Below are 14,975 nucleotides of genomic sequence, written 5' to 3' on the forward strand. Positions count from 1 at the left end.
CTATTAGGGAAGGCGGTAGAACAGTTGGTGCCGGTGTCGTAACTCAGATTATTGAGTAGTAGGTAAGAATATGAGAGAGATTATAACATTAGAATGTACAGTATGCAAGCGTAGAAATTATACAACAACAAAAAATAAAAGAAAACATCCAGAAAGGGTTGAGTATAAAAAATATTGTAGATGGTGTAATAAACATACACTTCATAAAGAAACTAGGTAATTGAAATAAAGACAGGTGAGTAGCTCAATTGGTAGAGCACTGGTCTCCAAAACCAGTGGTTGCGGGTTCGAGTCCTGCCTCACCTGCTCTTTAAAAAGTGATTTTTATCAAGGAGATTTAATGTTTAAGAAGATTAGAGATTTTATTAATGGTGTAACTTTTGAAATGAAAAAAGTGTCCTGGCCAAGTTTTAATGAACTTAAAGGATCAACAATTATAGTACTGGTTTTATCTCTGATCTTATCATTATTTCTTTTTTTAGTAGATACATTATTGGCGAGAATAGTACATGTAATACTTTAGGATAAAAATGAACTGGTATGTTTTAAAAGTTTATTCAGGTAGGGAGAAGAAAATAAAAGACGCTATAATACATGAAGCAGAATTATCTGGAATTCAGGATCAGATTGGTAAGGTTTTAGTTCCATCAGAAAAAGTTATGGAGATGCGAGAAGGTAAAAAACGTGTTAAAGATAAAGTATTTTTCCCGGGGTATATAATTATAGAAATGGAAATGAATAAAAAGACAAGATATTTGATTGAGAATATTCCCGGTGTTATTAGTTTTGTGGGACCGAAGGGTCAACCACTACCTCTACATGAAGATGAGGTGAAAAGAATTCTTGGTGAGGTTGAAACAAAAGACGGGAAAGAAGTTCTTGCTGTTCCGTTTAAGGAGGGCGATCCGGTTAAGGTTGTAGATGGTCCTTTTGTTGATTTTCATGGTGTGGTTCAGGAAGTAAATGAGGATAAGAAAAAGTTAAAGGTAATGGTAAGTATTTTTGGAAGGCCAACGCCTGTTGAGTTGGATTTTATGCAGGTTGAATTAGAGAAGTAGGTGAAAAATGGCTAAGAAGGTAGTCGCAAAAATTAAAATACAAATAGAAGCTGGAAAGGCTAATCCATCACCGCCAGTAGGTCCAGCTCTGGGACAACATGGTGTTAATATTATGGAGTTTTGTAAAGCATTTAATGCTAAAACTCAGGATCAAGCTGGAATGATTATCCCGGTGATAATAACTGTTTATTCAGATAGGTCTTTTACGTTTATTACAAAAACTCCACCTGCGGCTGTATTATTGAAAAAGGCAGCAAAAATTGAGAAAGGAAGTGGTGAGCCTAATAAAAATAAGGTCGGGAAAGTAACCCTTGATGATATTAAAAAAATTGCCGAGTTAAAAATGCAAGATCTTAATGCACATACAGTAGAAAAGGCAATGGAAATGATAAAAGGAACGGCCAGATCAATGGGATTAATTGTCGAGGAGTAGATCGAATTATGAAAGTATCCAAAAGAGTTCTGAAAAATAAAAGTTTGGTTGATAAAACTAGGGAGTATGATTTAAAAGAAGCTATTGCACTCATAAAAAAAACAGATCCTCCTAAGTTCGATGAGACTATTGAAGCTCATGTAAATTTAGGAGTTGATCCAAGACATGCAGATCAGAATGTTAGAGGTACAGTTTATCTTCCTAATGGAACCGGTAAAAAGATAAGAGTACTTGTGTTGACAAAGAGTAAGATCGAGGAAGCTAAGGAGGCTGGAGCTGATTATTTTGGATTTGAGGAATATATAGAGAAGATAAAGAACGGTTGGCTCGAATTTGATGCGGTTATTGCTACTCCCGATGTCATGAGTGAAGTTGGTAAACTGGGTAGAATTCTCGGTCCAAGAGGGCTCATGCCAAATCCAAAAAGTGGAACGGTAACAAACGATGTTGCTAAAGCTGTTAATGAATTAAAAGCGGGTAGGATAGAAGTCAGAGTTGATAAATATGGTATTATTCATGCACCTGTTGGGAAGCGTTCGTTTACCGATGAACAACTAGAGGAAAATATTAGGTCATTAGTTTCATCTCTGATTAAAATGAAGCCTCCTGCAGCAAAAGGAGCATATCTTAAAAAAATAACATTAGCATCTACAATGGGTCCAGGTGTTACTGTTAAAAGAGAGTCTGTTGTTTCATAATGAAAATAGTTGTCGGGAGAGATTATGCCAAATCCAAAAAAAGTTGAAATAGTGGAGCAAATAACAGAGAAGTTTAAAAAATCTAAAGGGATGTATTTTGTTGATTTTTTAGGAATGAATGTTGAACAGGTGAATAGTTTGCGTAAAGAAATGAGAAACGCGAACATCGATTACCGAGTTTTGAAAAATACGCTTTTAAGACTAGCTGCTGATAAATCGGGTTTAAATGAGAATGTTAAGAAATTTTTTACTGGTCCGACAGCAGTAGCGTTTTCATATGATGATCCAACTATTCCTGCAAAAGTACTGACCGATTTTATTAAAAAGAATAAAATTGAACATTTAAGGATTAAAGGATGTCTGTTTGAAAATGAAATTTATTATGAAAATGAAGTTGAAAATATTGCTAAGTTACCAACTAAAGATGAATTATTGGCCAAATTTATAGCAACAATTCAGACACCACTTTCTAATTTAGTAGCAACTTTGAGTTCGCCATTCACACAGTTGATTGGTGTTTTAAACGCTTTGAAAGAAAAGAAAGAATGAAAATGTATTGTAGAAAAGGAGGATAAAAAGACATGGCAGAAATAACAAGAGCGGATGTATTAGAATATCTTGAAAAAGCAAATATGCTTGAAATTTCAGAACTGATTAAGGATATCGAGGAGAAATTTGGAGTAAAGGCAGCCGCTCCGGTAGCAGTAGCTGCCGCACCAGGGGCAGCGCCCTCTGAAGCTAAAGAAGAAGAAAAGACTGAGTTCGATGTAGTGCTGAAGGAAGTAGGTCCACAAAAAATAAATGTAATCAAAGTTGTAAGAGCAGTTACCAATTTGGGATTAAAAGAAGCAAAGGATCTTGTTGATAATGCTCCGGGTACGGTAAAGGAAGGTATCTCGAAAGAAGAAGCAGAAAATATTAAAAAGCAACTTGAAGAAGCCGGAGCAAAGGTAGAATTAAAATAATTGCTAATCCCAATATCTATGAATTTACAAAAGTTTCTCTGAGAGAAATGCAAGAGTTTTTACTCTATAATATATATAGAGGGTTAAACTATTAAAACCATAAAAATTTCATAAAAGGAGGGAGAATTTGAGAACCATTCAAAATTTTGTTGATGAACGTAAATCCTTTGCTAAATCGAAGCCAGTAATGAAAGTACCTGACTTGCTTGATATACAGATCAAGTCATTTGAGGATTTTTTACAAAAGGATGTTCCTCCTGATAAAAGGAAGATTCAGGGACTAGAAGAAGCTTTCAGAACAGTGTTTCCAATTGAGGACAATCATGGTAATTATCTTCTGGAATACAAATATTATACGGTAGGAGACCCTCCATACACAGTCTGGGAAAGTATTGAGAGAGGGGTAACATATGCTGTACCACTAAAAGTAAGGTTAGTACTGCACATCAGTGAAGAAGGTGGTAGCGGTAAATATACTGCTGGAATTGAGCAGGATATTTTCTTCGGGAATATTCCTTATATGACTGATCGAGGTACTTTTGTAATAAATGGTGCAGAAAGAGTTATAGTATCTCAACTTCAAAGGTCTCCTGGTGTATTTTTTGACCAGCAGGATCATTCAAGCGGAAATAAGATATATATATCACGTGTTATACCTTTTAGAGGTAGCTGGGTTGATTTTGTGATCGATCATAATGATATAATGCATGCTATTATTGATAAAAGAAGAAAATTTCCAGCAACTATATTACTTAGAGCTTTTGGATATCCCAAAAATGAAGATATATTAGCGCTTTTTGATATGGGTAAAAGGGTTAATATCAAGAATGCTGAAAAGGAAGCTAATGGTAAATTTCTAGCTGAGAATATTGTTGATCCAGAGACAGGTGAAGTTATAATTGATATAAAGAACAGGGTGAAAGTTGACGAAGAGGTTATAAAGATATGTAAAAACCACAATATTGAATCTTTACTTGTGTTTGCCACTGATGATGAAACTATTATAAATGTCTTCCTTAATACATTTATAAAAGATCCAATATTTAACGATGAGGAGGAGGCAGTATATTTTCTATATAGAAATCTTAGAACTGGAGAACCACCAAATCTGGATGTTGCCAGAAAATTTGTTGAGAGACTATTTTTCAGTCCCAAAAGATATGATCTTGGGATGGTTGGAAGATATAGGATTAACAAGAAATTTAATCTAAAAATTCCAATTGAGGAAACTGTATTAACGAAGCAGGATCTTGTTGAGATAATGCGTTATCTGGTAAAAATGAAGCGAGGTGAGATCGGGGTTGATGATATTGATCATCTTGGTAACAGGAGAGTTCGAACAGTTGGAGAGCAGCTTACAAATCAATTTACCCTAGCATTGACAAGGATGGCTAGAACCGTAAGAGAGAGAATGAACCTGAGGGAATCGGAAAACTTGACACCCCAGGACCTTGTAAACTCCAGAATAATTACGTCTGCTATAAATTCATTTTTCGGAACTAACCAATTATCACAGTTTATGGATCAGACTAATCCGCTTGCGGAAACAACCCATAAACGTAGGGTTTCTGCTCTAGGTCCAGGTGGTTTAAGCAGGGAGAGAGCTGGATTCGAGGTGAGAGATGTACATTATACACATTATGGCAGATTGTGTCCAATAGAGACTCCTGAAGGGCCCAATATCGGTCTTATATCCTCTTTAGCAACATATGCTTATGTGAATGAACTTGGATTTATTGAGACACCCTACAGAAAAGTGTTTATCGAAAATGGTAAAGCAAGGGTTACAAATGAAATAGAGTATTTATCAGCTGATGATGAAGATAGGGAATTAATTGCACAGGCAAACGCACCAGTTGATGAAAAAGGATACTTTAAGGCATCAAGAGTTAGGGCAAGGATTAAAGGTGAATTTCCGATTGTTGATCCAAAAGAAGTTAAATATATGGATGTGTCCCCGCAGCAAATTGTTTCTGTATCGGCTTCACTAATTCCATTCCTGGAGCATGATGATGCAAATAGAGCTCTTATGGGTTCAAATATGCAGCGTCAGTCTGTCCCGCTTCTAATACCTGAAAGACCTATCGTTGGAACTGGAATGGAAAAGAAAGTCGCGGTAGATTCGAAGGCTGTGGTAACCTCTCCTATTGATGGTGTTGTGGAGAAGGTAAGCGCTAATTACATCATTATACGTAATGAAGAGTTTAAAGATGAATTAAATTTGGATGAAACGAAGGAGAGAATACGTATTGACCTGGTGAAGTTCCAGAGAACAAATCAGGATACAACTATAAATCAGAGGCCACTAGTAAAACCAGGACAAAAAGTTAAAAAGGGAGATGTGATTGCAGATGGTTGTTCTACAGATAAAGGAGAGCTGGCTTTAGGTAGGAATGTGCTTGTTGCCTTTATGCCCTGGAGGGGATATAACTTTGAGGATGCTATTGTAATAAGTGAGAGATTGCTAAAAGATGATGTTTTTACAAGTGTTCATATTAAAGAGTTTGAACTAGAAGTTAGAGACACAAAGAGAGGTCCAGAAGAGCTTACAAGGGAAATTCCCAATATAAGTGAAGAAAAAACAGCTAATCTTGATCCTAACGGTATAATCAGAGTAGGGGCTGAGGTTCAGCCTGGTGATATACTGATTGGTAAGGTGGTGCCAAAAGGCGAAACAGATCCAACACCTGAGGAAAAACTCCTACGTGCGATATTTGGTGAAAAGGCAGCTGATGTTAAAGATGCATCCAAGAAGGCTGACCCTGGTGTTTGGGGAGTTGTAATAAATACAAAGTTATTCAGTAGAAAAGGAAAAGAAAGTAGAATTAAAGACAGGAAAAAGATTGAAGAAATAACCAACAGTGGTTTATTAAGACAAGCAGAACTCAAGAAAAGAAGAAATGCAAAACTAATTGAAATTCTTAAAGGTAAGATTGCCAATGAAATTAAGGATATAACAAATAGGAATGTTGTAGTCAAGGATGGTACTGTGTTCGATGACGAACTATTGAAAAATTTGGATTTTGATAAGCTTGCCTTAAATGTCGATTGGACAAAGGATGAAGAGACTAACAAAAAAATAAAGACGTTATTCGACAATTATTTTAAAGTATCCCAAAAAATTGATGATGATATTGAGAAGGAAATATACAAAATCAAAGTTGGAGATGACTTGCAACCAGGTGTTCTACAGTTAGCAAAGGTTTATGTTGCGACAAAGCGTAAAATTCGTGTGGGAGACAAGGTTGCAGGACGTCATGGAAATAAAGGTGTTGTTTCTATTGTAGTGCCAGAAGAAGATATGCCATTCTTAGAAGATGGTACCAGAGTAGATATGATATTGAATCCTCTCGGTGTTCCATCACGTATGAATCTTGGTCAATTATACGAAACAATGCTTGGGTGGGCAGGTAAGAAACTTGGTATACATTACGAAACTCCTGTTTTCAACGGTGCGACACATGATGAGGTAATTGCGGAACTTAAAAAAGCTGGTTTGCCTGAGGACTGTAAAGTAACGTTATATGATGGTAAGACTGGAGAGCCTTATGAAAATAAGGTGATGGTTGGTTACATTTATATGATGAAATTATTGCACCTTGTTGAGGATAAGGTGCATGCTCGTGCAACAGGTCCTTATTCATTAATTACACAGCAACCACTTGGTGGAAAAGCACAGTTTGGAGGTCAGAGACTGGGTGAAATGGAAGTCTGGGCACTTGAAGCATATGGTGCCGCTTATACTTTACAAGAAATGCTTACAGTAAAATCAGACGACGTAGATGGAAGAACTAAGATGTATAATGCAATTGTTAATGGCGAGAATTTCTCGGATTTCGGAATGCCAGAATCTTTTAATGTTCTTGTTAAAGAATTACAAGGATTATGCATAGAATTAGATTTAAATTACACAGATGAAGAGGAGTAAAATAAAATGAATGGTGTAAAACCAACGAATCACAGGAAGGAATTTACAAACATTACAATACACCTTTCCTCCCCTGAGACTGTCTTGAAGAGATCGAGGGGAGAGGTATTAAGACCTGAAACAATAAATTACAGAACATACAAACCAGAAAAAGATGGTTTATTTTGTGAAAAAATTTTTGGTCCTGTCAAAGATTATGAATGTCATTGTGGAAAATATAAGAGGATTCGCTATAAAGGTATAATATGTGATAGATGTGGAGTGGAAGTTGCGCCAAAGCGTGTTCGTCGTGAAAGGATGGGTCATATAACTTTAGCTGTTCCTGTGGTACATATATGGTATCTAAAATCAATTCCTAGTAAGCTTTACTATTTGCTTGATATTCCTTCTAGGGAGTTGGAGGAAATAACATACTATGAAAAATATGTGGTAATTAATCCAGGGAAGTCAAATTTACCTTATAAGGCTGTGATTACAGAAGAAGAGTATTTCGAAAATCTAATGGAATATGGACCCAAGACTGAATTGTTGGATGAAGAAGAAGTACAGGAATATTTCATAGCCAAGACTGGTGGTGAAGCAATAAGAGACCTTTTGAGACAAGTTGACATTGAAACTTTAGTGACAAAACTAAAAAATGATTTGAAAAACTCAAGATCAGAAACCCAAAAGAGTGAAATTTTAAAAAGATTAAAGGTGGTTCAGGCATTTTTGCCTAAAGAAGGTAGACCTGTCAATAAACCTGAGTGGATGGTTATTACAATTCTACCTGTGATACCTCCTGATTTAAGACCTCTTGTTCCTCTAGAAGGTGGAAGATTTGCTGCAAGCGATTTGAATGACCTATATAGAAGAGTTATTATAAGAAATAATAGGTTAAAACAGTTAATGGAGATAAAGGCACCTGATGTAATTTTGAGAAATGAAAAAAGAATGCTTCAGGAGGCGGTTGATTCTCTATTTGATAATAGCAAACGTACAACCGAGGTAAGAGGAAGTACAAGAAGACCTTTAAAAAGTCTTAGCGATATGCTCAGAGGCAAAGAGGGTAGATTTAGACAAAATCTACTTGGTAAGAGAGTTGATTATAGTGGGAGATCAGTAATTGTTGTTGGTCCAGAGCTAAAATTGAATGAATGTGGTCTACCGAAGGAGATGGCTATTGAGCTATTTAAGCCCCATATAATGCATGAATTACTCAAAAGAGGTATTGCTAAATCTCCTAAAGCAGCAAAGTTAATGATTGATAATAAAGAGCCAGATGTATATAAAGTTCTTGAGTATGTTGTGAAAGATCATCCAGTGTTGTTAAACCGTGCACCTACATTACATAGGCTAGGTATACAGGCATTTCAACCAGTTTTAACAGATGAGCTTGCGATTCAAATCCATCCTCTCGTTTGTGCTGCTTTCAATGCAGATTTCGATGGTGACCAAATGGCGGTCCACGTACCCCTCTCCTTTGAAGCACAGATGGAAGCTAGGATATTGATGCTATCAAGTCATAATATCCTTCATCCTGCTCATGGGAATCCAATTGCAATTCCCTCTCAGGATATGGTTCTTGGCATTTATTATATCACAAAGAAAAAAGATGGAGCCAAGGGAGAGAATACTATATTTAGCTCCATTGACGAAGCAATATATGCGTATGAAGTAGGAGAGGTTGATTTACATGCGAAAGTAAAAATTAAAATTGACGGTAAATTAATTGATACAACGCCTGGTCGTGCTATTTTTAATAGCATATTACCACCAGGAATGAATTATATAAATGAGCTTATTACTAAGTCAAGGCTTGAAAAGATAGTAGGATATGCTTTTAGAAAAGTTGGTAACTATGAAACCGTTAAATTTCTTGATAGATTGAAAGATCTTGGGTTTGCCTATGCTACTAAAGCTGGAGCAACAATATCAATTGCGGATATTCTAATACCACAAGAAAAGCAAAGGATAATCGATGATACATTTAAACGTGTTGATGATATCCAGAGAAAATTTCAAAAAGGTATCCTAACTGAGGGAGAAAGATATAATAAGGTAATTGATGAATGGACACACACTACAAATAAAATTACAGATATTTTATTCGAACATTTATCTAAGGATAGGCAGGGATTCAATCCTGTATTTATGATGGCTGATTCTGGAGCAAGGGGAAGTCGTGAACAGATAAAGCAGCTTGCTGGTATGAGAGGTTTGATGGCAAAACCTCAAAAAACATTGACCGGACAGGTAGGTGAGATTATTGAAACGCCTATTACATCTAACTTTAAAGAAGGGCTGACGGTACTGGAGTATTTTATCTCAACTCATGGTGCACGTAAAGGACTTGCCGATACGGCCTTAAAAACTGCTGATGCCGGTTACCTGACCAGAAGGCTTGTCGATGTTGCTCAGGATGTGGTTGTTACAATGGAGGACTGCGGTACTATCAATGGTATTGAGGTTACTGCTTTGAAAAAAGAAGAAAGTATTATAGAGGGATTGGCGGATCGTATAGTCGGTAGAGTAGCTCAAGAAGATATTTTCAATCCTGAGAATGAAAACGAAATAATCGTTGAAGCAGGTGAAGAAATTGATGAAGATACTGCTATGAAAATTCAGGATCTGGGTATTGTAAAAGTAAGGATAAGGTCAGTTTTAACATGTGAAGCAGATCATGGTGTATGTGCAAAATGCTACGGTAGGAATTTGGCTACAGGTCAGATGGTTAATGTCGGTGAGGCCGTCGGCATAATGGCTGCTCAGGCTATTGGTGAGCCAGGGACGCAATTAACACTAAGGACTTTTCATTACGGAGGTACTGCGGCGAGAGTTGTAGAGGAGTCTGATACTATTGCAAAAACTGCAGGAAAGGTTGTGTTCTCTATTAATTATAAATGCGTTAAATACGAAAAAGGTGATTATTATGTAGCATTATCCAGAAATTCCACATTAAGTATCGTGGATGAAAATGATAGAATAACATCAACTTACAATATTCCATATGGTTCCCACGTTTTTGTCAAAGAAGGTGATAAGGTGGAAAGAGGAGACCTATTATTTAGATGGGATCCATATACAGATTGGATATTGTCATTGCATTCAGGAAGAGTCAAATTCGTCGATCTAATTGAAAATGTAACATATAACGTTGAAACTGATGAATTTGGTCATAAATCGAGAATAATTATTGAATCAAAAGATAAAAATTTACAACCAAGAATTGATATAGTAGAGAAAAAAGATGGTCGAGAAATAGTTCATCCTGGATTTATACTACCCGTCAGGGCAATACTCGTGGTTAAAGATGGAGATGAAGTCGTTGCTGGCGATGTAATTGCCAAAATGCCAAAAGAGATTGGAATGACTAAGGATATTACAGGTGGTTTACCACGTGTTGCGGAGTTATTTGAGGCAAGAAGGCCTGCGGATCCAGCTATAATAAGTGAAATAGATGGTAAGGTATCGTTTGGTCCAACAGTTAAAGGAATAAGAGAAATAATTGTTACTGCACCAAATGGACAACAGAAAAAATATAAAATACCATACGGTAAATACGTTCTCGTTAATCAGGGAGATGAAGTTAAAGCAGGTGACAGGCTATGCGATGGGCCGATAGCTCCACAGGATATTTTAAAAGTTCAGGATCCAAGGCGTGTACAAGAATATCTCGTAAATGAGATTCAGGAAGTCTATAGGTTGCAGGGTGTGAGAATTAATGACAAGCACATCGAGGTTATTGTAAGACAGATGATGCAAAAAGTAAAAGTTGAAGATTCTGGTGATACTAGATTACTTGAAGGAGATAGAGTCAATAAATCAGATTTAATACGAGAAAATGAGAGAATAGTAAATTATGTTGTAATAACAAATCCTGGTGATTCAGAGTGGTTAGAGGGTGAAATTGTTCATAAGAGAGATTTCTTAAGAGTAAACAGACAATTGAGAGAAGAAAATAAACAGCCTGCCAGAGCCAGACAGGCAAGACCTGCCAAATTTAGTGAAGTGTTGTTAGGTATTACGAAAGCTTCATTGAATACTGATTCCTTTATTTCTGCTGCTTCATTTCAGGAGACAACTAGAGTTCTAACAGATGCTTCTGTAGAATGTGCTACCGATTACTTAAGGGGTTTAAAGGAAAACGTTATTGTCGGCAGACTGATCCCCGCTGGCACAGGCTTAAGAAAGTACAGAAATCTTATGGTAATCGAACCTGAAGAAGAAAGAATAGAGTGGGAAAGAATTAAGAAATTGAAAGAAGAACAAGAACAAGAAGAGCGAGAACAGGAAAAAAAGCAAGAAGATGTTGTATAGAATAGTGTTAGAACAAGTATAATATAAACAAACAAATTTTGACACATTTATAAAGAATAATGAGACAGATAATAGATACAAAATTAATTATATTTAACCCACAATACTTGATCTTTTCAGCTAAGAATACTGAATATCAGACAATATTTAAAAACATTAAATTATAAGATGTTTATACTAAGGAATTGTAATTAAACCTTTTCTTTTCCCACGCTTTTTTGGTTCTTATAATATATCATTTAATAAACAAAGATGGGAAAAAACCCTGTGACCCTATCACAAGGTCACAGGGCAACGCAACCTTATCTTCATAAACCGATCGTCAGCGATAACCTACTTACACCATTAAACAACTTAACATCGGAATATGAATAATTAACCTCTAATCGCCTCTTACCAACACTTAAATAAGTACCAGCCCCAATACTCCAAGATAACAAGTCGTGATTTGATTCATACCCAGCCCTAAGGGAAAATAAGCTCTTATAATTATATTCTACTCCAGCATTTATACGTTGATAATAATTATTAGGATGTGATAACTCTGTAATTAAAAGTAGGCTATGTAATTTCCTCAACTCCGGTTTTATCACTTCTATAAGATCCATACTTAAACCAATTGAATACACCAAAGGAAGTGAAAAACTCGTCCTCTGATATAATACATAAGTCGAAAAATTTCTCATCGCCATAGATAAACTCAACGACTTCCATCCAAAATAATACCTAAGTCCAAGATCAAATGCTACCTTACCACGATCATTGTCAGTAGCTTCACCAGTATCCCAATCTATTAACTGTCCTAACGATTGTGAAACATATTTTACTGTACCACCCATCGAAAACTTTATATTAATTTGTCTAACATATGATAAACCAATCGAATAAGCACCTACATTTTTAGCCTCTCCAATTATTCTATAATTTTCTTCTCCTACTTCCGGATGAGTAAGTGCTGTTGCCTGTATATAACCATAATCTACTGTCAAAAAATGTAATCCAAATACTCCTAAATTACCTGCTTTTATCGCTAATGCACTGGCTAAATAATTTATGTCTGCTATCCATTTCGTAGATGAAAAAAACAATTCAATAGGTGTTGATAGCTCTGTTAATCCTGCAGGATTTCCAAAAACACTTTCCACCCCTCTACAAACGGCTGTATAAGTATTTCCACGTCCAGCTATATTTGGTGATACACCTACCTGCAAAAAATTCATCGACGTTGTTCCAGATTTACTGATCTTACTACCTTGACCAATTGAATTCATATCTTCCTGGGCTATAATTATGCCAAAAATTACTCCAATAATCATAAATATTCTTAAACAATAAACTCTCTTCATATATCCCATCCCCTTCATTTTTTGTTAAACATCCAACATTTTTAACGTACCACTATAAGCTTTTTATATGCCATATCACCATTGGAATTGGTAAAAACTACTATATATACACCACTTGCTATTGGCTGACCATCTTCATTAACTAATTTCATTTTGTAATCACCCGTGCCTGTAGTTTTAACTTTCCTAACAAGATCACCATATTCAGTATATATCGAAATAGTAACATCTTTTGGCAAATTGAAAAATGTTAAAGTAAGATTCTTTGGTTTTTCAAATAAATATTTGGCTAACATTTTATCATTATAATTAAATGGATTTGGTACCATAACAATTTCATCCAATCCTCCGGTACTTGGTGGCTGATTTGCACTCGTACCCAAAACATTATATCTCCAGAATGGGCTACTCCATATTGTATCACCATCAGATGTTTCTACTCCTGCATATATCCTGTAAAAGTACTTTGGAGATGGTCGAACATGGACATCAATATACTCATTGTCCTTTCCAGTATACACTACTTTATAAAATACTGTATCATATGTAGAAACTTTTCTTTCCAATTTGTATCCAATAAACCCTGGCCAGTTCTCAGCTGGAGAAGGTTCCCAGCTTATTTTAATACCTTCATTGGTTGGTCTTACAACAGACTTTGGAGGCGGTGGAGGAGTCATCTCTGCATTATAACCACTAAGAAAATTCCTCTTAGCAAGGCTCACTGTTTTATGTACCAACTTGATACCCAAACTTAACCAACGATCTTTAATTTTATCAATTTCAGTAGCATCTTCCGGAAAAACAAAATTCTCAGGTAAAAATCCTGTTTCTGGATTATATCCATCTAACAACCAAGGGGGTAGGTCCGAGTACAATGGATCATCAAGAGTTCCATTCATCCATTTCCTACCAACTTCTACAGCTTGCTCTCTGCTAATTCCAGCAAAACCTGATGCCTTGACTATTCTTATCCTTGTACCGGGTGCAAATTCATACGGTCCATAGCAGTATACCATGCTTTCAAATGAATTTACCAAAGGACCACATCCAAAATCTCCACCAGGTGCACTCTTACCTAATTCATCCAAATTCTTGCGATGATGACCTGGTCTAACATTGTTCCCTTGCATATCCTCACCTGCTGTCACTTGACCCGATATAAAATCATAATAACGTGGATAATCTACAGGTGTACTCTGACTGAATAACCCAAGATTTATTCCCTGTTGAATATTCGCAAATGTTGTAACAGTTGGCTGATTCATATCATCTTTATCATTTGGATCTATCGCTGGAAATTGCACTGATTTATTTGGAACATAAGGCTCTTTAGATGCATGAAGTGTTGCAGCAAAATAGAAATTTTTACTGAATAATCTACCATTCTGCTCTGTTAACGGCTGACCCATATTATCTCCATTTTTTTCAGGATCATCAGATGGATATTGGTAAAATATCCTCAAACTATCATCCTTAAGTGCACCATAATAGTGAAACCACATGCGAGGGTCACCATTAAACCAGTCATCCACAGATGCAATACCAGGATTATGTCCATCTGCCATAATGAAGTAATACCAACCCTCCTGGAAAAAAACATAAAAATTGTGTAAGGTATCATTATCTGCCGGATTATCTAAAGTAATATCCACTATTACATAATTATCATGCTTATTATTTCCCCATGAAAGAACACGTTTTGTTAAAATAACTCCATTTACATATTTATTCTTTACCATAACTGTTTGATCAGATGTTCCTATGCATTTTTCTGGATTCACGTCAACTACCATTCCAAAATCAGGTTGTGGTAACTGTAATTCCGTATCTTGATAATATATGCTATCAACAGGAGGTTCATACCGTATATAATTAGCGAGATCTTCTATGACTTCTAATCCATTCGGTTGAAGTTCATTTACAGGCGGGAAAATAGCTTTTTCTATTATCTCACCAGTTACTGGATTCTTCCAATTTGTACAGGCGAGTGTTACATACCCACCAAAACAAGATTCTTCACCATTTAAACGACATCCTACAGCATCTTGATCTGCAAATAGATACAAATTACTTGCTGAAAAAGAAGTACCGGTATTAGTTCCAATTGAATTTACAGAACCCCAATATTTATTTAAACGAAGATAACAAAAATTTTGACTATAAAGGTTTAATATAAAAAATGTTGAAAAAATTACTACAATAGATATTATCCTTATAAAATTTGAAAAATTTTTCTTCCTCTCCATCT

At 35.8% G+C, this 14,975-nt stretch carries 11 protein-coding genes and 1 tRNA gene; 10 read left to right on the forward strand and 2 right to left on the reverse strand.

The genetic code is table 11. The features are described from left to right. The first annotated feature begins 70 nt into the window (after positions 1 to 70). From rpmG to rpoC, 10 genes are all read left to right on the forward strand, one after another. Positions 71 to 220 (forward strand): 50S ribosomal protein L33, encoded by a 150-nt coding sequence (gene rpmG / locus H0Z29_00005; protein ID MBO8129883.1) that lies wholly within the window; start codon positions 71 to 73, stop codon positions 218 to 220. A gap of 13 nt (positions 221 to 233) precedes the next feature. After that, positions 234 to 306 (forward strand) — tRNA-Trp (locus H0Z29_00010). A 34-nt stretch (positions 307 to 340) separates the two neighbouring features. After that, positions 341 to 523, forward strand: a complete 183-nt coding sequence (gene secE / locus H0Z29_00015; GenBank protein ID MBO8129884.1) for a preprotein translocase subunit SecE — start codon at positions 341 to 343, stop codon at positions 521 to 523. 7 nt (positions 524 to 530) lie between these two features. Further along, positions 531 to 1,058 (forward strand): transcription termination/antitermination factor NusG, encoded by a 528-nt coding sequence (gene nusG / locus H0Z29_00020; GenBank protein MBO8129885.1) that lies wholly within the window; start codon positions 531 to 533, stop codon positions 1,056 to 1,058. 7 nt (positions 1,059 to 1,065) lie between these two features. Further along, positions 1,066 to 1,491 (forward strand): 50S ribosomal protein L11, encoded by a 426-nt coding sequence (gene rplK, locus H0Z29_00025; GenBank protein MBO8129886.1) that lies wholly within the window; start codon positions 1,066 to 1,068, stop codon positions 1,489 to 1,491. Positions 1,492 to 1,499: 8 nt separating this feature from the next. After that, positions 1,500 to 2,189: a 50S ribosomal protein L1 gene (locus H0Z29_00030; GenBank protein ID MBO8129887.1), complete on the forward strand. Its 690-nt coding sequence runs from the start codon at positions 1,500 to 1,502 to the stop codon at positions 2,187 to 2,189. A 24-nt stretch (positions 2,190 to 2,213) separates the two neighbouring features. Next, a complete protein-coding gene (locus H0Z29_00035; GenBank protein MBO8129888.1) occupies positions 2,214 to 2,738 on the forward strand; it encodes a 50S ribosomal protein L10 in 525 nt (174 codons plus the stop codon). A 32-nt stretch (positions 2,739 to 2,770) separates the two neighbouring features. After that, positions 2,771 to 3,154 (forward strand): 50S ribosomal protein L7/L12, encoded by a 384-nt coding sequence (gene rplL, locus H0Z29_00040; GenBank protein MBO8129889.1) that lies wholly within the window; start codon positions 2,771 to 2,773, stop codon positions 3,152 to 3,154. 127 nt (positions 3,155 to 3,281) lie between these two features. After that, the gene (gene rpoB / locus H0Z29_00045) at positions 3,282 to 7,082 is read left to right on the forward strand and encodes a DNA-directed RNA polymerase subunit beta (protein ID MBO8129890.1); all 3,801 of its coding nucleotides are present in this window, start codon (positions 3,282 to 3,284) and stop codon (positions 7,080 to 7,082) included. Between the two features lie 6 nt (positions 7,083 to 7,088). Further along, the gene (rpoC, locus tag H0Z29_00050; GenBank protein ID MBO8129891.1) at positions 7,089 to 11,381 is read left to right on the forward strand and encodes a DNA-directed RNA polymerase subunit beta'; all 4,293 of its coding nucleotides are present in this window, start codon (positions 7,089 to 7,091) and stop codon (positions 11,379 to 11,381) included. Between the two features lie 308 nt (positions 11,382 to 11,689). Here rpoC and H0Z29_00055 read toward each other — a convergent pair whose 3' ends face one another. Both H0Z29_00055 and H0Z29_00060 read right to left on the reverse strand, forming a co-directional pair. After that, the gene (locus H0Z29_00055) at positions 11,690 to 12,727 is read right to left on the reverse strand and encodes a PorV/PorQ family protein (GenBank protein ID MBO8129892.1); all 1,038 of its coding nucleotides are present in this window, start codon (positions 12,725 to 12,727) and stop codon (positions 11,690 to 11,692) included. Between the two features lie 41 nt (positions 12,728 to 12,768). Next, positions 12,769 to 14,973 carry a hypothetical protein gene (locus H0Z29_00060; protein MBO8129893.1) on the reverse strand — a complete coding sequence of 735 codons (2,205 nt, stop codon included), beginning with the start codon at positions 14,971 to 14,973 and terminating at the stop codon, positions 12,769 to 12,771. Positions 14,974 to 14,975 lie beyond the last annotated feature (2 nt).

The sequence above is a fragment of the Candidatus Neomarinimicrobiota bacterium genome (genome assembly GCA_017656425.1).
GTDB lineage: Bacteria > Fidelibacterota > UBA2242 > UBA2242 > B5-G15 > JACDNV01.